The sequence below is a fragment of the Streptomyces sp. NPDC048192 genome (assembly GCF_043202415.1).
Taxonomy (GTDB): domain Bacteria; phylum Actinomycetota; class Actinomycetes; order Streptomycetales; family Streptomycetaceae; genus Streptomyces.
Genome location: NZ_JBIDAL010000004.1, coordinates 387,130 through 407,088, shown reverse-complemented (window position 1 = coordinate 407,088; position 19,959 = coordinate 387,130). Strand labels below are relative to the sequence as shown.

Genomic DNA, 19,959 nt, shown 5'->3' with positions numbered 1-19,959 from the left:
TGAAACGTGCCCTTCGGTCCAGAGGGTGTGTTTCACGTGAAACACACCCTCGTCGGACTCAGTGCGTGGCGCCGGCCGCAGCATCGGGAGCGATGTGCTGCGTACCGATCCGCTTGCGGAAGACCCAGTAGGTCCAGCCTTGATAGAGCAGCACGAGAGGCGTGGCGATGGCCGCCAGCCACGTCATGATCTTCAGGGTGTAGGGGCTAGACGATGCGTTGGTGACCGTCAGGCTCCAGTCACCGTTGAGCGTGGACGGCATGACGTTCGGGAAGAGCGACAGGAAGAGCATCGCCACGGCGGCCACGATGGTGACGCCGGACAGCGCGAACGCCCATCCCTCACGCCCGAACTGGTTGGCCACCAGCGCGGCCACCAGCGCGGCGACCGCCACGACCAGGGCCACCAGACTCTTTCCGTCGCCGTGGTCGGCCTGCGTCCACAGCAGGAAGCCGAGCGCCACGGCAGCCGTGACGAGGCCGACCCGCAGGGCCAGCTGCCGCGCCCGCCCCCGGATGTCCCCGACGGTCTTGAGTGCGGTGAAGACCGCTCCGTGGAAGGTGAACAGCGTGAGCGTCACCACACCGCCGAGCAGCGCGTACGGGTTGAGCAGGTCCCAGACGCTGCCGACGTACTCGAAGCGCCGGTCGATCTTCACGCCCCGCACGATGTTCCCGAAGGCCACGCCCCACAGGAACGCCGGGATCAGCGAGGTCCAGAAGATCGCCGTCTCCCAGTTGCGCTGCCAGTTCTCCTCGGGGCGCTTCGCCCGGTACTCGAACGCGACACCCCGGACGATCAGGCAGACCAGGATGATCAGCAGCGGCAGGTAGAAGCCGGAGAAGAGGGTGGCGTACCACTCGGGGAACGCGGCGAAGGTCGCGCCGCCCGCGGTGAGGAGCCAGACCTCGTTGCCGTCCCAGACGGGGCCGATCGTGTTGATCAGCACCCGCCGCTCCACGCGGTTGCGGGCCAGCAGCTTGGTGAGGATGCCGACCCCGAAGTCGAACCCCTCCAGGAAGAAGTAGCCGGTCCACAGGACGGCGATGAGAACGAACCAGACGTCGTGAAGGTGCATGACTGTTCCCCCGGCCTAGTACGAGAAGGCCATCGGCTTGTCGGCGTCACGGGTCTCGCCGCCGATCTTCGTGGGCGGGTTGAGGTCGTCGTCGGTCAGCTCGGGCGGGCCGGCCTTGACGTACTTCACGAGCAGCTTGACCTCGACCACGGCGAGGATCGCGTACAGCACCGTGAAGGTGATGACCGAGGTGAGGACTTCGCCCTGGGAGACACCGGGGGAGACCGCGTCGCGTGTGCGCAGGACGCCGTACACGGCCCACGGCTGGCGGCCCGTCTCGGTGAAGATCCAGCCCCAGGAGTTGGCGATCAGCGGGAAGGCCAGGGTCCAGGTCGCGATGCGCCAGAACCAGGGCGTGAGCTTGGCGCCGAGGGCCTTGTTCTTGAACAGCACCAGGTGCGGCACCTCGTCCTCACCGACCCGCAGATGCTCCGGCAGCATGAACTTCTTGCGGGTCAGCCACAGTCCCGCCAGACCGATGGCGAAGGAGGCCATGCCGAAGCCGATCATCCAGCGGAAGCCCCAGAAGGCGACCGGGATGTTCGGCCGGTAGTCACCCGGGCCGAACTTCTGCTGCTCGGCCTTGTTGACGTCGTTGATGCCGGGGACGTACGAGGTGAAGTCGTCGTCGGCCAGGAAGGACAGCAGGCCCGGTATCTCGATCGCGACGGTGTTGTGTCCCTTCTCCACATCGCCGTAGGCGAAGATCGAGAAGGGTGCCGGCTTCTGGCCGTCCCAGAGCGCTTCGGCAGCCGCCATCTTCATCGGCTGCTGCTTGAACATGACCTTGCCGAGGGTGTCGCCGCTGACCGCGGTGAGCAGGCCGGCGATGACCACGGTGACCAGGCCCAGCCGCAGCGAGGTCTTCATCTCGCGGATGTGCTTCCTGCGGGCCAGGTGGTAGGCGGCGATGCCCACCATGAAGGCACCGCCGGTCAGGAAGGCGGCGGACAGGGTGTGGAAAGCCTGGCTGAGGGCGGTGTTCTGGGTGAGCACGGCCCAGAAGTCGGTCAGTTCCGCCCGGTTCCTCGCCTTGTCGATCTTGTAGCCGACCGGGTGCTGCATCCAGGAGTTGGCCGCGAGGATGAAGTAGGCCGACAGGATCGTGCCGAGGGAGACCATCCAGATGCAGGCCAGGTGGATCTTCTTGGGCAGCTTGTCCCAGCCGAAGATCCACAGACCGATGAAGGTCGACTCGAAGAAGAACGCGATCAGCGCCTCGAAGGCGAGCGGCGCACCGAAGATGTCACCGACGAACCGGGAGTAGGCGGACCAGTTCATGCCGAACTGGAACTCCTGCACGATGCCCGTGACCACACCCATCGCGATGTTGATCAGGAAGAGCTTGCCCCAGAACTTCGTCGCCCTGAGGTACTTCTCCTTCTCCGTGCGCACCCAGGCCGTCTGGAGCCCGGCCGTGAGGGCGGCCAGGGAGATGGTCAGCGGAACGAACAGGAAGTGGTAGACGGTGGTGATGCCGAACTGCCAGCGCGCCAGTGTCTCCGGCGCCAGAGCCAGGTCCACGTCGTCACTCTCCTTACTACGCCGTGGTACAGCGGCGGATTGCCCCGTTTGTCACGCACATACAAGGCAAACGGGACGCGCTTGTGAACGCGTTCACATTCACAAGCCATTATGACGCACTGATTTTCGGCCCGGTAGGGCGGGGTGGCCCTATCGCCACCGAGTCAAGACCTTGGCAGCGACTTCAACATCTTGTTGAATTGCGCGCCATGCAGATTCGTATTTCCTGGCCCGCGGGCAACATCACCGCGACCCTCGACGCAGACAGTCCGACCGCCCAGGCCCTCGCCAAGGCACTGCCGCTCACCTCCAGCGCCTGCACATGGGGCGAGGAGGTCTATTTCGACACAGGAGTCGCTGTTTCACGTGAAACGGACGCCCGGCAGGTCGTGGAGCCGGGCACGGTGGCCTTCTGGACGGACGGCGACGCGCTCGCCCTCCCCTATGGGCCGACACCGATCTCGCGAGGTGACGAGTGCCGCCTCGCGAGTCCGTGCAACATCCTCGGAAGCCTGGACGGGGACGCCCGCGCACTGGCGACCGTACGAGACGGCGACCCCGTCCGGGTGGAACTGATCGACGAGTAGAGCCCGTCCCGGACTACAGCTCCTTGCGGAACGCCTCCGCCACCTTCAGGAAGATGTCGTTCGCCTCGGTCTCGCCGACCGTCACCCGCACACCCTCCCCCGGGAACGGCCGGACCACGACACCGTGCTGCTCACAAGCCTGAGCGAACGCGAGCGTGCTCTCCCCCAGCCGCAGCCACACGAAGTTCGCCTGCGTCTCGGGCACCGTCCAGCCCTGGGCGCGCAGCGCGTCGACCACGCGCGTGCGCTCGCACACCAGCGAACCGACCCGGCCGAGCAGCTCGTCCTCGGCCCGCAGCGAGGCGATCGCCGCTTCCTGGGCGAGCTGGCTGACGCCGAAGGGCACCGCCGTCTTGCGCAGTGCCGCCGCGACCGGCTCATGGGCGATCGCGAATCCGACGCGCAGCCCGGCGAGCCCGTAGGCCTTGGAGAAGGTACGCAGCACGCAGACGTTGGGCCGGCTGCGGTAGAGCTCGACACCGTCGGGCACCTCGGGGTCGCGGATGAACTCGCGGTAGGCCTCGTCCAGCACCACCAGGACGTCGCCGGGCACCCGGTCGAGGAACCGCTCCAGCTCGGCCCGCCGCACCACCGTGCCGGTCGGGTTGTTGGGGTTGCAGACGAAGATCAGACGCGTCCGGTCGGTGATCGCGTTCGCCATGGCGTCCAGGTCGTGCACATCGCCGGGGGTGAGCGGCACCTGCACCGACCGGGCGCCGCTGATCTGGGTGATGATCGGGTACGCCTCGAAGGACCGCCAGGCGTAGATCACCTCGTCGCCGGGACCGCTGGTGGCCTGGATGAGCTGCTGGGCGACACCCACCGAGCCGGTGCCGGTGGCCAGGTGGGAGACCGGGACGCCGAAGCGCTCCGACAGCTCCTCCATCAGCCCGGTGCACGCCATGTCCGGGTAGCGGTTGAAGTTGCAGGCCGCCGCGGTCACGGTCTCCATGACGCCGGGCAGCGGCGGATAGGGGTTCTCGTTGGAGGACAGCTTGTAGGCGACCGGCCCGCCGGCCGCGGCCGGCTTGCCCGGCTTGTAGGTGGGGATACCCTCCAGCTCGGCGCGCAGCTTGGGGCTCGTCTCGCTCACCGCAGTCCTCCTCGCGACCACCGGCGGACCGTCGACGCCGCCGGCTTCCAATACTCCTCACCTTATGAGGATTCGGCCCCGGTGCGTACAGGTCGCGGGCCTTCGATGCGCGGACCGGGCCGGTCCCGGCACCATCCCGGGGCATCGCTGTACGAAGGCGTACGTTTCAGGGGGCGCGCCGTACATATATCTACGCGCCGGTGGCTCGCGCCGTAGCGCGCATCCCTCGTGCAGGTGAGTTGAGACCTCTTCGAAACATCGGGCACTTGGCAGGTCCATACGCGCCACCACGACACGTCTTGCCGAAGTATCGTTCAACTGGCTTTGTTTCTAAGGCAGTTAGCGCCTCACGACCTTGCAGAAACGTGCCTGTCAACGCGTGCATATGCGTCCGCACTACCCCACCGCATGAGCCCTACTATCGGCTCGCCATGACAGCAGCAGGGAAGCACCAGGTGAGCCGCGCGGAAACCTCACGTCGAGGCAGCCGGCCGGGCCGGGCGGGCATCAGGGACGTGGCCGCCGCCGCCGGAGTCTCCATCACAACCGTCTCCGACGCCCTCAACGGCAAGGGCCGGCTCCCGGATGCCACCCGGCGCCACGTCCGTGAGGTCGCCGACCGGCTGGGATACCGCCCCTCGGCGGCCGCCCGCACCCTCCGTACCGGCAAGTCGGGTCTCATCGGCCTGACCGTGACGACGTACGGGGATGAACCTTTCACCTTCACCGAGTTCGCGTACTTCGCCGAGATGGCACGCGCCGCCACCTCGGCCGCCCTCGCCCGCGGCTACGCCCTGGTGATCCTCCCCGCGACCTCCCGCCACGACGTGTGGTCCAACGTCGCGCTCGACGGCACCGTCGTCATCGACCCCTCCGACCACGACCCCGTGGTGACCGAGCTCGTCCGGCAGGGCCTGCCCGTGGTCTCCGACGGCCGCCCGGCCGGCACCCTGCCGGTCACCGCATGGGTCGACAACGACCACGAGGCCGCCGTACTCGGCATCCTCGACCACCTCGCCGACGCCGGCGCCCGCCGTATCGGCCTGCTCACCGGCACCACGACGGACACGTACACCCACCTGTCCACCACCGCCTACCTGCACTGGTGCGAGCGGGTCGGCCAGGACCCGGTCTACGAGGCCTACCCGGCCCACGACCCGTGCGCGGGCGCCGTCGCCGCCGACCGGCTGCTCGCCCGCCCCGACCGGCCCGACGCGGTCTACGGCCTGTTCGACCCCAACGGCACCGACCTGCTGGCCGCCGCCCGCCGCTACGGCCTGCGCGTCCCCGAGGACCTGCTGCTCGTCTGCTGCAGCGAGTCCATGGTGTACGCCAGCACCGAGCCGCCCATCACGACGCTCTCCCTCAAGCCGCGCCGGATCGGCACCGCGGTGGTCCAGCTCCTCATCGACGCCATCGAGGGCGTGGAGTCGGACCAGCCGGTCGAGCAGGTGATACCGACAGAGCTGATCGTGCGCACCTCCTCGCAGCGCCGTCCGCCGCGCACCACGGTCAGTCCGCCGCGGACACCGGACGACAGATAGCGCGGAAAGCGGGGCGCTCGCCCCGTGCCCGCGCCGGCCGGGCGAGGGGCTCGGCGGGCCGACGGCACACGGGCCGGGTGTCCGGTCGGCCCCGAACCGGCCGAACATCTGCCCAAACGGGGCGAAAGCCGCGGTGAACTGGAGTCTTGTTCCGATTCACCACCCCTGGGTCATCACACGGCGCGACGCGCATTCCTATGATGGGCCCACGACACCGCGGACCGCTGCGACCAGGCAGTCCGAAGGGGTGCAGATGCGGCGCGATGGTGGAGGGGTCTGATGACTCAGGGGGCCGGTCAGGGACCCGAAGTGGAGCGGACGACGACGCTGCGCGACTTCCGGGTACCTGCGTACGTCCACGAGACCGGTCCGTACGTCCACACCGCCCACCCGGGCGACACCGCGCCGCCCGCCGAGGAGGCGTACCCCGACGGCTACACGCCCACCCAGCGCGACCTGCCCGTCATCAACCGGGCGGAGACCCCGGTCACCAGCGCCGAGACGGCTCCTGCCGCCCCGGCCCCGCAGCCCGCGACCGGCCCCGGCCCGCTGTACGTCGTCGGCGACGTCCACGGTTACCTCGACGAACTGGTGGCCGCACTCCAGGAGCAGGGGCTGATCGACGCCTCCGGCCAGTGGTGCGCCGGCACCACCCGGCTGTGGTTCCTCGGCGACTTCACCGACCGCGGGCCCGACGGGATCGGCGTCATCGACCTCGTGATGCGGCTGTCCGCCGAGGCCGCCGCGGCCGGCGGCTACTGCAAGGCCCTCATGGGCAACCACGAGCTGCTGCTGCTCGGCGCGAAGCGGTTCGGCGACACCCCCGTCAACTCCGGCGCGGGCACCGCCACCTTCCAGGCCGCCTGGCTGCTCAACGGCGGCCAGAAGACCGACATGGACCGCCTGCAGGACCACCACCTGCAGTGGATGGCCCGCCTCGACGCCGTCGAGGAGGTCGACGGCTATCTGCTGGTGCACTCGGACACCACCGCCTACCTCGACTACGGCGACTCCATCGAGGCGGTCAACGACACCGTCCGCGAGACCCTCACCCGCAACGACGCGGACGAGTGCTGGGATCTGTTCCGCAAGTTCACCAAGCGGTTCTCCTTCCGCGACGAGGGCGGCGCCGATGCCGTGCGCTCCCTCCTCGATACGTACGGCGGCACCCGCATCGTTCACGGCCACAGCCCGATTCCCTACCTGCTCGGCGAGGTCGGCTCCGAGGACGGCGAGGAGAGCAGCGGCCCGGTCGTGGAGGGACCGCACGTCTACGCCGACGGCCTCGCCATCGCGATGGACGGCGGAGTGACCATGGCCGGAAAGCTGCTGGTGCGGCAACTTCCCCTGGCCACCTGACCGTTCGGCCGAGCGGCGCCCCGGCCCGCGTGTCCCCGGGCCGATGGGGCAAATTCCGGCAACCCCCTGTCTCCGTGTGCCGTCACGGCTCTACCATCGGCTTATCCGTAGCAGGCTCCCCTCCGTTTCTGCCCGACGGCTCGCCGGCGTGCGAGCCCCAAGCCCTACGGAGCATCGGGGGATGCACATGAACAGCGTTCCGCAGCACCTGCAGAACGAGGACCGCCAGGAATTCGAGCGGCTCCTCGATGAGGCGCTGCGCTCCGCCCCACAGCGACCGGAACTGGCCGCTGTGGGACAGCGGCTCAATCCCGAGCAGCTGCGCACCATGGCGCTCAACGCCACCGCACTGATAACGGCCGCTGCGGCGGCCGAATACGAGCACTATGTGAAGGTCCGCCAGGAACTGCGCCAGCCGGCGATGGCCCCCGCGGCCGCCGGTGACTCCCGTGCCGACGACGCGAGTCCGGCCACGGCCGGGCTCGTCCCCTCCCTCGGCGAGCCGGCCGAGAACACCGGCGCGGGCGCCGTCGCGGTCATCGCCGTACTGGCTCCGGTCCTCTCCGGTACCGCCGCGGCGATCTTCCTCCTCGTCGGCTACATCCTGAGGACGCTGAGCCCGGGACAGGACTTCGCCGGGACCATGCTCACCGCCGGCTGGGTGTTCGGCGCGGTGACCGCGGCCGCGATCCTCGTGGCCGCGGTCGGACTGCTCCTGACCGCCCTGCGCAACGGCAGCTCGGATCAGGCCCGGGCGCTCGACGCGGCGCACCGGGAGCTGGACAGCGCCAGAGAAGCCTGGCGTCAGGCCCTGCTGGAGCGCGGCATCGTGCCGTTCCTGACGGAGGCGCTCGCCGAGCCCGGACCGGTCGCGCGCCACACGACCCCGCCCGCCCCGCGCGGTCGTATGCCCCGCCTGGGATACGACCGCCCCGGCTTCAGCAGTCCCGACGACGGCACCGCGTCCGGCCGGCCGAGCTTCACCAGCCCCGACTACACGAGCCCGGACTTCGGCGGCCCGGAGCACCAGCCCGAGTGATCCCGCAGCAACACCCGGAAGCAACACCCGGACGGCCCCGGCCCCCCTGAACGGCAGGGGACATGAACGGCCTGGGCCGGATCGGGCGGCGAGCCGAGCGGCCAACCGGTGTGGCACGACCACCCCGGTCAGCCGCCGCCCCTGCCGTTCCTCGGCCGCACCGGCCGCCTCAACGGGCGTCCCGGCGCGGCGAGTTCACTTCCGTCCCGCTCAGTCGGCGATCGGCAGATACACCCGGTTCCCGCTCGCCGCGAACTCCTTCGACTTCTGCGCCATGCCCTCCTCGATCTCGGCCGGGCTGCTGCCGTGCTCGCGGCGGATGTCCTGCGAGATCTTCATGCTGCAGAACTTCGGGCCGCACATGGAGCAGAAGTGGGCCGTCTTGGCGGGCTCGGCCGGCAGGGTCTCGTCGTGGAACTCACGGGCCGCGTCCGGATCCAGGGCGAGATTGAACTGGTCCTCCCACCGGAACTCGAAGCGGGCGTCGGACAGTGCGTCGTCCCACTCCTGGGCGCCTGGGTGCCCCTTGGCGAGATCGGCCGCGTGTGCGGCGATCTTGTACGTGATGACGCCGGTCTTGACGTCGTCACGGTTGGGCAGGCCCAGGTGCTCCTTGGGCGTGACGTAGCAGAGCATCGCAGTGCCCCACCAGGCGATCATCGCGGCGCCGATGCCGGAGGTGATGTGGTCGTACGCCGGCGCGATGTCCGTGGTCAGCGGGCCGAGCGTATAGAACGGAGCTTCATCGCAGATCTCCTGCTGAAGGTCGATGTTCTCCTTGATCTTGTGCATCGGGACGTGTCCCGGGCCTTCGATCATGGTCTGTACGTTGAAACGCCTGGCGATCCGGTTGAGTTCCCCAAGAGTTCGCAATTCCGCGAACTGAGCCTCGTCGTTGGCGTCCGCGATCGAACCCGGCCTGAGGCCGTCGCCCAGCGAGTACGTGACGTCGTAGGCGGCGAGGATCTCGCAGAGTTCCTCGAAGTTCTCGTACAGGAACGATTCCTTGTGGTGCGCCAGGCACCAGGCGGCCATGATCGAGCCACCGCGTGAGACGATGCCCGTCTTGCGGTTGGCGGTCAGCGGCACGAACGGCAGCCGGACGCCCGCGTGGACCGTCATGTAGTCCACGCCCTGTTCGGCCTGCTCGATGACCGTGTCCTTGTAGATCTCCCAGGTCAGTTCCTCGGCCTTGCCGTCGACCTTCTCCAGGGCCTGGTAGAGCGGCACCGTGCCGATGGGGACGGGGGAGTTGCGCAGCACCCACTCGCGGGTGGTGTGGATGTTGCGGCCGGTGGACAGGTCCATGACCGTGTCGGCACCCCACCGGGTCGCCCAGGTCATCTTCTCCACCTCCTCCTCGATGGAGGAAGTCACCGCGGAGTTGCCGATGTTGGCGTTGACCTTCACCAGGAACCGCTTGCCGATGATCATCGGCTCGATCTCGGGGTGGTTGACGTTGGCGGGCAGTACCGCCCGGCCCGCCGCGATCTCCTCGCGAACCACCTCGGGAGAGACGTTTTCCCGGATGGCCACGAACTCCATCTCCGGGGTGATCTCGCCCCGGCGCGCGTACGCGAGCTGCGTCACCGCTTCGCCGTCCCGGCCCCGGCGCGGCTGCCGCGGCCGTCCGGGGAAGACGGCGTCCAGGTTGCGGAGCCCACCGCGCGGTGCGGTGTGCTTGATCCCGTCGTCCTCGGGGCGGACGGGACGTCCCGCGTACTCCTCGGTGTCGCCTCGGGTGATGATCCAGTTCTCGCGCAGAGGCGGCAGTCCCCTGCGTACGTCAGTGTCGACGAGTGGATCGGTGTACGGGCCGGACGTGTCGTACAGCGTGACGGACTGCCCGTTGGTGAGGTGCACCTGACGGACCGGCACGCGCAGGTCGGGGCGCGAACCCTCGACATACGCCTTGTGCCAGCCGATGGACTTCCGGGCCTCCTGGGACGTCTCGTCCTGAACGGAGGCAGGCGTGCGTGCGTCCTTGTTGGTCATGAGACCTACTCCCTACGCCGGCATTACCCGGTAACAGGTTCGGCGGTCGACGCAGCGGTTTCCGTCTGTCGGTGTTTCGTGAGGAACATGGCATGTTCCACGTGAAACATCGCGCGTACGGAGGTCAGCGCCCTCTCAGCCCGGTGCTCCGAGCTCCCGCGTGTGCAAAGGTGCCTCCACGCTAGCGTCATCTGTGGCGCGATGAACAGTGGGCCCCCTGCCGTTCTTGCAATGATCGGGCGGTGACCAGCATGGAGCAGTACCCGTATCGGCCGCCTGGGTCGCCTCGCAGAGGCGGCCCAGGGCAGCACGAGGACCAGATGATTGACGGCCACGTGCCCGACGGCCATGGGTACGGCGGCCATGAATACGACGGCCGTACCGCCGGCACCGGGAACTCCAGCGCTGAACAGGTGCCCGGTCATCGCCAGGGTCACGCCCACCATGACGAGCACGGAACCGGGCACGGCCAGGAACAGGGGAAGGGGAGGGGGAGGGAGAACGAACACGGGCACGGGCACGGGCACAGTCACAGCCATGGACCCGCCGCCCCCGTCTCCCGGCACCTGCGCAAGGTCATCGCCGCGATCCTGATCCCGTTCACAGCGGCGGTCGCGGTCGGCCTGCTGGTGCTCTGGCCCGGGGGCGCCCCACCGCACAAACGCACCGGCGTCGGCTTCGACCGCGAGACACAGAACGCCACCGTCACCAGGGTCGTCGAGGTGAGCTGCCAATCGGTCAACGCCTCCGGTGACACCCCGACGGGAGACACCTCCACGGCCGAGGGCACCTCCGCGCAGCAACAGGCGAAGGGCACCTGCAAGAAGGCGACCGTCCGGGTCGACACCGGCAAGGACAAGGGCCGTACGTTCACCGAGATCGTCCAGCCGGACCAGACCCGGCAGCTGCATCAGGGCGAGAAGGTGGTGGTCGCCTACGAGCCCTCGGCGCCGAGAGACCTGCAGTACTCCGTGGCCGACGTGAACCGGCAGATCCCCATGACACTGCTCGCCGCGATCTTCGCCCTCGCCGTCGTGATCGTAGGCAGGCTCCGCGGGGTGATGGCGCTCGTCGCACTGGCCGTGAGCTTCCTGGTGCTGACCCTGTTCATCCTGCCCGCGATCCTCCAGGGCTCCAACCCGCTGCTCGTGGCGGTGGTCGGGGCGAGCGCCATCATGCTGATCGCCCTGTACATGTGCCACGGCCTGTCGGCCCGCACGTCCGTGGCGGTGCTCGGCACGCTGGTGTCCCTGTCGCTGATCGGCGTGCTCGGCTCCCTGTTCATCGGCTGGGCCGCGCTGACCGGCAACACGGACGACAACACCGGCCTGATCCACGGCCTGTATCCGTCGATCGACATGAGCGGTCTGCTGCTGGCCGGCGTCATCATCGGTTCGCTCGGTGTGCTGGACGACGTCACCGTGACCCAGACGTCCGCCGTGTGGGAACTGCACGAGGCCAACCCCTCGATGGGCTGGCGGGGGCTGTACCGGGCGGGCATTCGCATCGGCCGGGACCACATCGCGTCCGTGGTCAACACCCTCGTCCTCGCCTACGCCGGTGCCGCGCTGCCGTTGCTGCTGCTGTTCTCGATCGCTCAGAGCAGCGTCGGGACGGTGGCCGACAGCGAGCTGGTGGCCGAGGAGATCGTGCGCACGCTGGTGGGCTCCATCGGCCTGGTTGCCTCGGTGCCCGTCACCACGGCGCTGGCCGCCCTGGTGGTCGCGGCCGATCGCCCCGGCCCGGACACGCCGGCAGCGGCCGGGGCCCCGCCCGCTGCGGCGCGGGGAGGGCGGGGACGACGCCGGAAGCGGTGAGGAGGCGACCGCGCGTGGGATGCCGCGTCGTCGGCCAAGGCCGCACCCTGCTGCGCAGAAGCGTTCCTGCACCGTCCCACGCGGCACCGCGGGACACTTCGGCCTCCGCTGCCGTAACGCTTCAGCCGGCGCTCTGCTCCTCGGCCAGGATGCGGTCCAGGGCCTCTTCCAGATGCGCGTCGAAGTCGGCCAGCGCGCCCTCCTGACCGAGCGGCACGAGCTTGTCCGTGCGGTCCAGGAAGGCCACGAGCGGCGGTGCCGAGGAGCGGAACAGAGCCTGGTCGCCACCCACCTGAAGCCGGATCAGCACCTCGCCCAGCACCTCGGCGTCGGCCGGAGCGATGTGCACATCACCTTCCCCGCAGGGCCTGCCGACGCCGTCGATCAGCAGTTCACGCCCGAAGGCCCAGGTCACCGGAGCGTCACCGGGCAGATGGAAGGTCAGCCGCACGGCATAGGGATCACAGGTCTCGTAGCGCAACTCCACCGGAATGCGGAAGGAGAGCTCCTCGGACACGAGAAAGCTCATCATGACTTCTGCCTGTACGGACTCGCGCATCGTCTACCCCGTCGTATGGACATCGACTGGCCGGGTTTGATCCCTCCGACCGTGGTCAAATCTTGCTGAACGTACACAGCAGATCACAAGGAGTAAGTTTTCAGATACTGATAGAGAGCGTGAGCGTTCCCAGATGCCGTCCGATCTCCGTCTGCAGCCGCCGAGCCGCAGGCAACAGCCGGTCGGCCTGGTGGGAGGGGAGCGACATCGCCATCGTGGCCACGGTCGTGCCGACCGTGATCGGGACCGCCGCGCAGATCGTCCCGAGCGCGTACTCCTGGCGCTCCACCACCGGCTCCATGCGGGGCATCCGGGCCAGCCGCCGCAACAGGGCGTCGTTGTCGCGCACGGTGTACGGCGTGATGGACGTCACGGGATAGCGGGAGAGGTGATCGCGGCGGGCGTCCTCGTCCAGCTGGGAGAGCAGGCATTTCCCGATGGCGTGCGCATGGCCGGTCTCACGGAAGTCGGCCCACTCCTCGACCGCCGGCGCCTCGGGGGAGTCGGAGACGCACATGATGTCGATCTCGCCGTCCCGGTACATCGCGTAGTACACGGGCACACCGATCGAATCTCGCCAGTGCGCAAGCGTGTCCGCCACCGCGCTGCGACGTTTCTGCTGCGCCCCGCTGCTGCCCAGCCGTTCGGCCGCCTCACCGAGGAAGAAGAGCCCCTTCTCGCGGCGCAGATAGCCCTCGTGCACCAGCGTGCGCAGCAGGTGGTACGTCGTCGGGAGGGCGAGGGCGGTCTCGCGGGCGAGTTGTTTGGCGGGGGCGCCGTACGTATGCGCGGCGACGGTCTCCAGCAAGCGCATGGCGCGCTGGACGGATCCGATGAGCGTCGAAGTGGGTGGGGGGCCGCCGGCGTCGGGATGCGGTGACCCCGAGACGCCCGAGGCGTGCGGCTGTTCGGGGACCGCGACGGACGGCGACCGCTGGGCGAGGGGCGCGCAGGGACGCGACGGAGCGGGGGGTGCGTGCGGTTCCGCCGCTGCGGTGTCGACCGTGGCCAAGGATCACTCCCGGGAGCGCGAGGGGGCAGCCCGTGCGGGGGAAGAGCACGGAGGGGATCTGCGCCGCCCGCGGGGCCGGACCCCGCGGGGTTCCGGACTCTAATCGTCCGCCGCCGCACCCGGACGGCCTCGCGGGAAACTTCCCTCGCCCGAGGGAAACCGGTGTTCAGCTTGCCGGGACCGGTGGTGCCGCCGTGGCCGGGCCACCCGCACCCGGTGCCGTCACCAGTCGCTGCGCGACGAGGAGCTCGACATGAACTTCCGTACGACGTAGATGAGTCCGCCGACCAGGGCGACGAACACCAGCGCCTTGAACAACAGGCCGATCACGATGCCGAGCACCGTCATTATCAGGCTGCCGAACACGACCAGGGCGATGACCGGCACCGCGACCCACTTCACCCACCACGGCAGTCCCGCGAAGATCTCTCGCATCGCCCTCGTCCTTTGCCTTCTCGTATGTCCGCGTGCCGTACGTCCTGTGTCCCGGTACGGCTTTGATGTTCTGCACTCGATGCTAGGGCCGGCAGGGGTTCCGCGGAGGCCTCGCACCCCTTGTCCTCCCCTGACCCGTCCCCTAGGGAATCCCGGGGTCCGGGCTCACGCCTCGGGCGGAGAGAAGACGACCAGGACCCTCAGGTCCTCGCTGATGTGGTGGAACTTGTGGGCGACGCCGGCCGGCACGTACACCACGCTGCCGCGCGCGACCTCGGTCGTCTCCAGTCCCACCGTGATCGACGCCCGGCCGCTGACGACGAAGTACACCTCGTCCTGTTTGTGCGGCTTCTGCGGGTCGTGCTCGCCCGCGTTCAGGGCGTACAGACCGACGGACATGTTCCGCTCGCGCAGGAACTGAAGGTATGCCCCCTCGTTGGCGGCGCGCTCCGCCTCCAGTTCGTCCAGCCGGAATGCCTTCATCGCCGCTGTCGCCCTCGTCTCGCTGCTCGGTTCCGATCGGGTCTGCCACGATCAGACACATGAAGAATTTCCTAGTCAAGACGGTCGCCAACGCGGGCGCCCTGGCGGTCGCCGTGTGGCTGCTGGACAAGATCACTCTCACGGGTGACAGCACCGCAAAGAAGGCCGGCACGCTGATCGTCGTGGCGCTGGTCTTCGGGCTGGTGAACTGGCTGGTCAAGCCGATCGTGAAGGTGCTCACCTTCCCGTTGTTCGTCCTGACCCTGGGCCTGATCACCCTGGTCGTCAACGCGCTGATGCTGCTGCTGACGTCCTGGGTGTGCGGCAAGCTCGACCTGAGTTTCCACGTACAGGGCTTCTGGACGGCCGTGATCGGCGGCCTGATCGTCTCCGTCGTCTCCTGGGCGCTGCACGTCGTCCTGCCCGACGAGGACTGAGGCAGCCATGGCCTACCGCGTCTGTTTCGTGTGCACCGGCAACATCTGCCGCTCCCCGATGGCCGAGATCGTCTTCCGCGCGCGCGTGGCCGAGGCCGGACTCGAGGACCGGGTGGTGGTCGACAGCGCCGGCACCGGCGGCTGGCACGAAGGCGAGCCGGCCGACCCGCGGACCGTGTCGATCCTCCAGGAGCACGGCTACCCCTGCGAGCACATCGCGCGGCAGTTCCAGCCGTCGTGGTTCTCCCGCGTCGACCTCGTGATCGCTCTCGACACCGGTCATCTCAGGGCCCTGCGCCGCCTCGCGCCCACCGAGGAGGACGCGCGCAAGGTCCGGCTGCTGCGCTCCTACGACCCCGCCGCCGGTGACGACCTGGAGGTGCCGGATCCGTACTACGGACACCGGGACGGCTTCGAGGAGTGTCTTGAGATGGTGGAAGCGGCGAGCACCGGTCTGCTCGCCGCCGTACGCGAGCAGCTGGAAGGAAGAGCGGCATGAGCGACACCACCCGGGGCGAGGGTCGTACCGGCGACGGCACGCGCGCGGTGCGCGCCGGACTGCCCGAACCGGTCAAGCACGAGCCGACCCTGCCCGGGCCGGTGTTCGCGGCGCACTTCCACCTGCCCGGCGAGGCGACGGGACCGTACCTGTACGGCCGGGACGAGAACCCGACCTGGACGCTGCTGGAACGGGCGATCGGCGAGCTGGAGGCGCCCGGCCGGGACGACGTCGAGACGCTGGTCTTCGCCTCGGGCATGGCGGCGATCTCCTCCGTGCTGTTCTCGCAGCTGCGTGCCGGGGACGCGGTCGTGCTGCCCTCCGACGGCTATCAGGTGCTGCCACTGGTCCGCGCCCAGCTGGAGGCGTACGGCGTCGAGGTGCGCACCGCCCCCACCGCGGGCGATGCCCAGCTCGACGTCCTCGACGGCGCCCGGCTGCTGTGGATCGAGTCCCCGTCGAACCCGGGGCTCGACGTGTGCGACATCCGGCGGCTGGCGGCGGCGGCCCATGCCCAGGGCGCCCTGGTGGCCGTCGACAACACGCTCGCCACCCCGCTCGGGCAGCGCCCGCTGGAGCTGGGCGCCGACTTCTCCGTGGCCAGCGGCACCAAGCAGCTCACCGGCCACGGCGACGTGCTGCTCGGCTATGTCGCCGGCCTCGATGCCGAGGCGATGGCCGCCGTACGGCGCTGGCGGAAGATCGTCGGAGCCATCTCGGGGCCCATGGAGGCCTGGCTGGCGCACCGCTCCATCGCCACGCTCCAGTTGCGCGTCGACCGGCAGAACGCCACCGCCCTCGCGGTGGCCGAGGTCCTCAAGCAGCGTCCGGAGGTGTCCGGCCTGCGCTATCCCGGGCTGCCCGACGACCCCTCGCACAAGATCGCGTCGCAGCAGATGCGCCGTTTCGGCTGCGTGGTCTCCTTCACGCTGCCCACACGCGCGCGTGCCGAGCGTTTTCTGCAGGCGCTGCGTCTGGTGGAGGACGCGACGAGCTTCGGCGGGGTGCGGTCCACGGCCGAGCGCCGCCGCCGCTGGGGCGGGGACGCGGTCCCGGAGGGCTTCATCCGTATGTCCGTCGGTGCCGAGGATCCCGAGGACCTGATCGCCGACCTGTTGCGGGCCCTGGACGAGTCCGCCGGATGAGCGCGTGGCCGTCCGGCCGGCGACAGCGCACGACGGTCCGAGCCTCCCCCCTCGTGGCTCGGACCGTCTTCGGCTCCTGCGCGCGAAGAACCGTGCGCCCCAGGCTAGTTGACTCTCAGTCAGTGTCCAATCACGCTAGCGACAGAGACCTATCGACATATTTATAGTTGGGGCCTGCCTCGGCCGGAGGAGGGCAGGGATAGGGGAGGCATGTCATGGACCTGGCCTTACTGCGCACCTTCGTCACTGTGCACCGGGCCGGCTCCTTCACCCGCGCCGCTGCCCTGCTCGGCCTTTCCCAGCCGGCCGTCACCTCGCAGATCCGCACACTGGAGCGGCAGCTGGGCAAGCCCCTGTTCCTGCGGCAGGCGCGCGGGGTCACTCCGACGACCATCGGCGACGAACTCGCGCACAAGGCCGCACCCCATCTCGACGCCCTGGTGGAGATAGCCGAGAGCGGCCTGGACGACGAGTCCTCGCTCAGAACACTGCATCTCGCCGGCCCGCCCGAGTTCACCGCCGAACGTGCCCTGCCCGCTCTGACGGAGCTGACCGGCGACGACGGCCAGCCCTTCGCTCTGCGCGCCTCCTTCGGCACGGCGGAGGAGACACTGGAGGGACTGGCCGCCGGACATCACGATCTGGCCATCAGCACGGCGCGTCCGCGCGGCGCTCTGCTCACCACGACTCCGCTCTGCGACGAGGAACACGTGCTGGTCGCCGCACCGCGCTGGGTGGAGCGGATCGGGGCGGGGGCGCTGCGCCTGAAGGGGGCGCCCGCACTGGAGGATCTGCCCGTCGTCGAGGTCCATGAGTCGCTGCCCTTCGTTTCGCGCTACTGGGCCTCCGTCTTCGATTCCCGCCCGGCGACCCCGGGCACGGTCATCGTTCCTGATCTACGGGCGGTGCTCGCCTGCACGATCGCGGGCGCCGGGATCGCGGTGCTGCCTCGCTATCTGTGTGCCGCGGCCCTCGATGAGGGCACGGTGGCGACGCTGCACGAGCCGCCGGTGCCGCCGCTGCGTACGTACTTCCTGGTGGTACGCACCGGCACCCTCGCCATGCCCCATATAGCGCGGGCTCATGAATGGCTTCAGCAGGCTGCCGCGGGCTGGTGCTGAGGCCTGCCGAGACGGCCTCCACACGCGGCACCCCTCGGTGACTCAGTGCGATGTTTCACGTGGAACCAGCCGGGCCACATTTCTCCCATGACCGTCCGACCCGTGGTCAAGCGCACCGCCCGTGCCATTCTCCTCGACGGTGACGACCTGATCCTGATCAAGCGCACCAAGCCCGGCGTCGATCCCTACTGGGTCACTCCCGGGGGCGGAGTCGAACCCGAGGACCCGACCGTCGTGGACGCCCTGCACCGGGAGGTGTCCGAAGAACTCGGCGCCAAGATCACCGATGTGGTTCCGTGCTTCGTGGACACCGTCGAGCACATCGGTGAGGACGGCGGTGCCACCGGTGTGAAAGTGCAGCACTTCTTCGTCTGCCGGCTGGAGTCCATGGACCCGGCCCGGCGGCACGGACCCGAAGTCGACGAGCCCGCCGGGGAGTACGAGATCGTCCGCGTACCCTTCACCCGCGTCGGCATCGCCTCCGTCCATCTGGTCCCGCTGTCGCTGCGCCACTATCTGGACGGCAACATCGAGGGGGTACGCGCCATGCACGCCCCCGACCTCGGCTGACGCGTTCAGATCCCGAGCAGTCCCTCCACGGCGTCGTGCCGTATGCGACTCGGCGGGATACCGACGTCCCGGAGCGCGTGGATGCCGCTGCGGATCATTCCGGGCGGCCCCGAGAGATAGGCATCGTGCTCCTTCCAGGGTCCGCAGGCCCGCAGGGCCTCGGGGAGCTGGATGCGGGCCTGCTCGTCGACGACCGTGTGGACCGACAGCCAGGGGTGGCTCTGCTGGAGCCGGAGCATGGTGTCGATGTCGTAGAGGTCGTGGTTGGTGCGGGCTCCGTAGAACACCTCGACAGGCCTGCGCACTCCGCGCTGGGCGACGTCCTCGACCAGGGCCTTGATGGGCGCGATGCCGGTGCCGCCGCCCAGGCACAGGAGTCCGCTGTCGGTGGTGTGGTCGACCGTCATGGAACCGGTCGGCGGTCCGAGGCGTACGACGTCTCCGGGGCGGGCGCGGCGCACCAGCGCGTTGGACACCCAGCCGGCCGGTACGGCCTTCACATGGAACGTCAGCAGACCGTCCGAGCGGGGCGCCGAAGCGAACGAGTAGTGCCGCCACACACGCGGCCACCAGGGTGTCTCCACACTCGTGTACTGCCCGGCGATGAAGGGGTAGGGCTGGTCCGGGCGCACGGCGAGGACGGCGACGTCGGCAGTCCTGAGGTCGTGCGCGACGATCTCCGCCTGCCACCACGCCGGGGACCGCAGTTCATCCGCCGCCGCGGCATCGATCATGACCTGGGACATCGTCCGGTACGCCCGCACCCAGGCCGCTTCCGTCTCCGGGCTCCAGACGGAGGCGGCATAAGTGCTCAGCGCGTCGATCAGGCATTCTCCGAGTGCCGGGTAGTGCTCGGCCCGCGTCCCGTACTTGCGGTGCCCACGGCCCAGGTTCCGCAGGTAGTCGACGAGAACCGGGGTGTTGTCCAGGTGCTCTGCCGTGGTGAGAAGCGCCTTCAGCAGACGCTCCCGCTGCAGGTCCATCGCGGGCGGGAACAACGCCCGCAGCTCGGGATGGCGGACGAAGAGCAGCGCGTAGAAGTACGAGGTGACCTGGTCGGCGATCGGGCTGATCTCGGCCAAGGTGCGGCGTATGAGGATGGCGTCCGCAGAGCCCTCCTCGGCAGCCGGTCCCGCCCCCTGAGCAGGGACGCGCTGGAGGGCGGACGCGTCCACGGGCCGCTGCTTCTCCAAGGGCAGCGGTGTGGTGCGCGGCGTGAACCAGCCGTCCCCGCCCGGCATGTCGTTGTCCCCCGACGTAGTGGTCGGAGCGTCCATGGTGTGCCCTCGCCTCGAACGTCTTGCGGTCGGTCTGCGCACCCCCTTCAGGGGAAGGCGCATGCTTTCCCCCGGTGGGCGGCAGCCGTAGCGGCCGTGCGACCTGCCACCCCATCGGATGGGGCGGTCGCCTACCCGGAAACGCCGCTCTCACGCTCTGCGTCCCGCTGGCTGCCTGCCCTGTTCTCGGCCCGTGCGGGACCTGTGCAACACCGTCCCGGACATGACCCGGAGTCGACCCTACCGGCGGAGGAGGCACACACAAGTGCCTCACCCAGAGCGGCAGCCGATGTTTCACGTGAAACACGTCCTGCTGTCCACGAGCTGTGCAGAGGACCACGGCATGACCAAAAGACGGTCTGTCTGCAGGGAAACGGCTGGACGC

The 19,959-nt window shown here is 69.1% G+C and carries 19 protein-coding genes and 1 riboswitch; of the genes, 10 read left to right on the top strand and 9 right to left on the bottom strand.

Annotation, left to right across the window (positions count from 1 at the left end; translation table 11 throughout):
* Positions 1-58: 58 nt before the first annotated feature.
* Both cydB and ACGFZN_RS10135 read right to left on the bottom strand, forming a co-directional pair.
* The gene (cydB, locus tag ACGFZN_RS10140; protein ID WP_393857993.1) at positions 59-1,078 is read right to left on the bottom strand and encodes a cytochrome d ubiquinol oxidase subunit II; all 1,020 of its coding nucleotides are present in this window, start codon (positions 1,076-1,078) and stop codon (positions 59-61) included.
* Positions 1,079-1,093: 15 nt separating this feature from the next.
* Positions 1,094-2,602: a cytochrome ubiquinol oxidase subunit I gene (locus ACGFZN_RS10135; RefSeq protein ID WP_393857992.1), complete on the bottom strand. Its 1,509-nt coding sequence runs from the start codon at positions 2,600-2,602 to the stop codon at positions 1,094-1,096.
* A 209-nt stretch (positions 2,603-2,811) separates the two neighbouring features.
* Here ACGFZN_RS10135 and ACGFZN_RS10130 point away from each other — a divergent pair, with 209 nt between their 5' ends.
* On the top strand, positions 2,812-3,189 hold the full coding sequence (locus tag ACGFZN_RS10130) for a cyclophilin-like fold protein (RefSeq protein WP_393857991.1): 378 nt from the start codon (positions 2,812-2,814) through the stop codon (positions 3,187-3,189).
* A gap of 13 nt (positions 3,190-3,202) precedes the next feature.
* Here the strand turns inward: ACGFZN_RS10130 and hisC are convergent, their stop codons facing one another.
* Positions 3,203-4,282: a histidinol-phosphate transaminase gene (gene hisC, locus ACGFZN_RS10125; RefSeq protein ID WP_393857990.1), complete on the bottom strand. Its 1,080-nt coding sequence runs from the start codon at positions 4,280-4,282 to the stop codon at positions 3,203-3,205.
* A 431-nt stretch (positions 4,283-4,713) separates the two neighbouring features.
* On the opposite strand from hisC, the gene ACGFZN_RS10120 reads away from it, so the two are divergent.
* The 3 genes from ACGFZN_RS10120 (at position 4,714) to ACGFZN_RS10110 (ending at position 8,224) form a co-directional block, all read left to right on the top strand.
* Positions 4,714-5,826: a LacI family DNA-binding transcriptional regulator gene (locus tag ACGFZN_RS10120; protein ID WP_330338950.1), complete on the top strand. Its 1,113-nt coding sequence runs from the start codon at positions 4,714-4,716 to the stop codon at positions 5,824-5,826.
* A gap of 279 nt (positions 5,827-6,105) precedes the next feature.
* Positions 6,106-7,185, top strand: coding sequence for a metallophosphoesterase (locus ACGFZN_RS10115; protein ID WP_393857989.1), 1,080 nt, complete (start codon positions 6,106-6,108; stop codon positions 7,183-7,185).
* A 181-nt stretch (positions 7,186-7,366) separates the two neighbouring features.
* Positions 7,367-8,224: a hypothetical protein gene (locus tag ACGFZN_RS10110; RefSeq protein WP_393857988.1), complete on the top strand. Its 858-nt coding sequence runs from the start codon at positions 7,367-7,369 to the stop codon at positions 8,222-8,224.
* A gap of 210 nt (positions 8,225-8,434) precedes the next feature.
* On the opposite strand, the gene thiC is transcribed toward ACGFZN_RS10110, so the two are convergent.
* A complete protein-coding gene (thiC, locus tag ACGFZN_RS10105; RefSeq protein WP_393857987.1) occupies positions 8,435-10,219 on the bottom strand; it encodes a phosphomethylpyrimidine synthase ThiC in 1,785 nt (594 codons plus the stop codon).
* Positions 10,212-10,389: riboswitch (TPP riboswitch) on the bottom strand. (Overlaps the previous gene by 8 nt.)
* A gap of 81 nt (positions 10,390-10,470) precedes the next feature.
* On the opposite strand from thiC, the gene ACGFZN_RS10100 reads away from it, so the two are divergent.
* Positions 10,471-12,036, top strand: a complete 1,566-nt coding sequence (locus ACGFZN_RS10100; protein WP_393858117.1) for a YibE/F family protein — start codon at positions 10,471-10,473, stop codon at positions 12,034-12,036.
* Positions 12,037-12,157: 121 nt separating this feature from the next.
* Here the strand turns inward: ACGFZN_RS10100 and ACGFZN_RS10095 are convergent, their stop codons facing one another.
* The 4 genes from ACGFZN_RS10095 to ACGFZN_RS10080 form a co-directional block, all read right to left on the bottom strand.
* Positions 12,158-12,595, bottom strand: a complete 438-nt coding sequence (locus tag ACGFZN_RS10095; RefSeq protein ID WP_360153351.1) for an SsgA family sporulation/cell division regulator — start codon at positions 12,593-12,595, stop codon at positions 12,158-12,160.
* A gap of 100 nt (positions 12,596-12,695) precedes the next feature.
* A complete protein-coding gene (locus tag ACGFZN_RS10090; RefSeq protein WP_393857986.1) occupies positions 12,696-13,607 on the bottom strand; it encodes an IclR family transcriptional regulator in 912 nt (303 codons plus the stop codon).
* A gap of 222 nt (positions 13,608-13,829) precedes the next feature.
* On the bottom strand, positions 13,830-14,042 hold the full coding sequence (locus tag ACGFZN_RS10085; RefSeq protein WP_393857985.1) for a DUF5326 family protein: 213 nt from the start codon (positions 14,040-14,042) through the stop codon (positions 13,830-13,832).
* A gap of 165 nt (positions 14,043-14,207) precedes the next feature.
* Positions 14,208-14,525: a cupin domain-containing protein gene (locus ACGFZN_RS10080; protein ID WP_393857984.1), complete on the bottom strand. Its 318-nt coding sequence runs from the start codon at positions 14,523-14,525 to the stop codon at positions 14,208-14,210.
* A gap of 59 nt (positions 14,526-14,584) precedes the next feature.
* On the opposite strand from ACGFZN_RS10080, the gene ACGFZN_RS10075 reads away from it, so the two are divergent.
* The 5 genes from ACGFZN_RS10075 (at position 14,585) to ACGFZN_RS10055 (ending at position 18,297) form a co-directional block, all read left to right on the top strand.
* A complete protein-coding gene (locus tag ACGFZN_RS10075) occupies positions 14,585-14,962 on the top strand; it encodes a phage holin family protein (RefSeq protein ID WP_393857983.1) in 378 nt (125 codons plus the stop codon).
* Between the two features lie 7 nt (positions 14,963-14,969).
* A complete protein-coding gene (locus ACGFZN_RS10070) occupies positions 14,970-15,461 on the top strand; it encodes a low molecular weight protein-tyrosine-phosphatase (protein WP_393857982.1) in 492 nt (163 codons plus the stop codon).
* The gene (locus tag ACGFZN_RS10065; protein WP_393857981.1) at positions 15,458-16,606 is read left to right on the top strand and encodes a cystathionine gamma-lyase; all 1,149 of its coding nucleotides are present in this window, start codon (positions 15,458-15,460) and stop codon (positions 16,604-16,606) included. The genes ACGFZN_RS10070 and ACGFZN_RS10065 overlap by 4 nt, the downstream gene beginning before the upstream one ends.
* A 215-nt stretch (positions 16,607-16,821) precedes the next feature.
* Entirely contained in the window at positions 16,822-17,727 is a 906-nt protein-coding gene (locus tag ACGFZN_RS10060; RefSeq protein WP_393857980.1) for a LysR family transcriptional regulator, read from the top strand.
* An 87-nt stretch (positions 17,728-17,814) separates the two neighbouring features.
* On the top strand, positions 17,815-18,297 hold the full coding sequence (locus tag ACGFZN_RS10055) for an NUDIX domain-containing protein (protein ID WP_393857979.1): 483 nt from the start codon (positions 17,815-17,817) through the stop codon (positions 18,295-18,297).
* 5 nt (positions 18,298-18,302) lie between these two features.
* Here ACGFZN_RS10055 and ACGFZN_RS10050 read toward each other — a convergent pair whose 3' ends face one another.
* On the bottom strand, positions 18,303-19,574 hold the full coding sequence (locus ACGFZN_RS10050) for a globin domain-containing protein (protein ID WP_393857978.1): 1,272 nt from the start codon (positions 19,572-19,574) through the stop codon (positions 18,303-18,305).
* Positions 19,575-19,959: the final 385 nt, after the last annotated feature.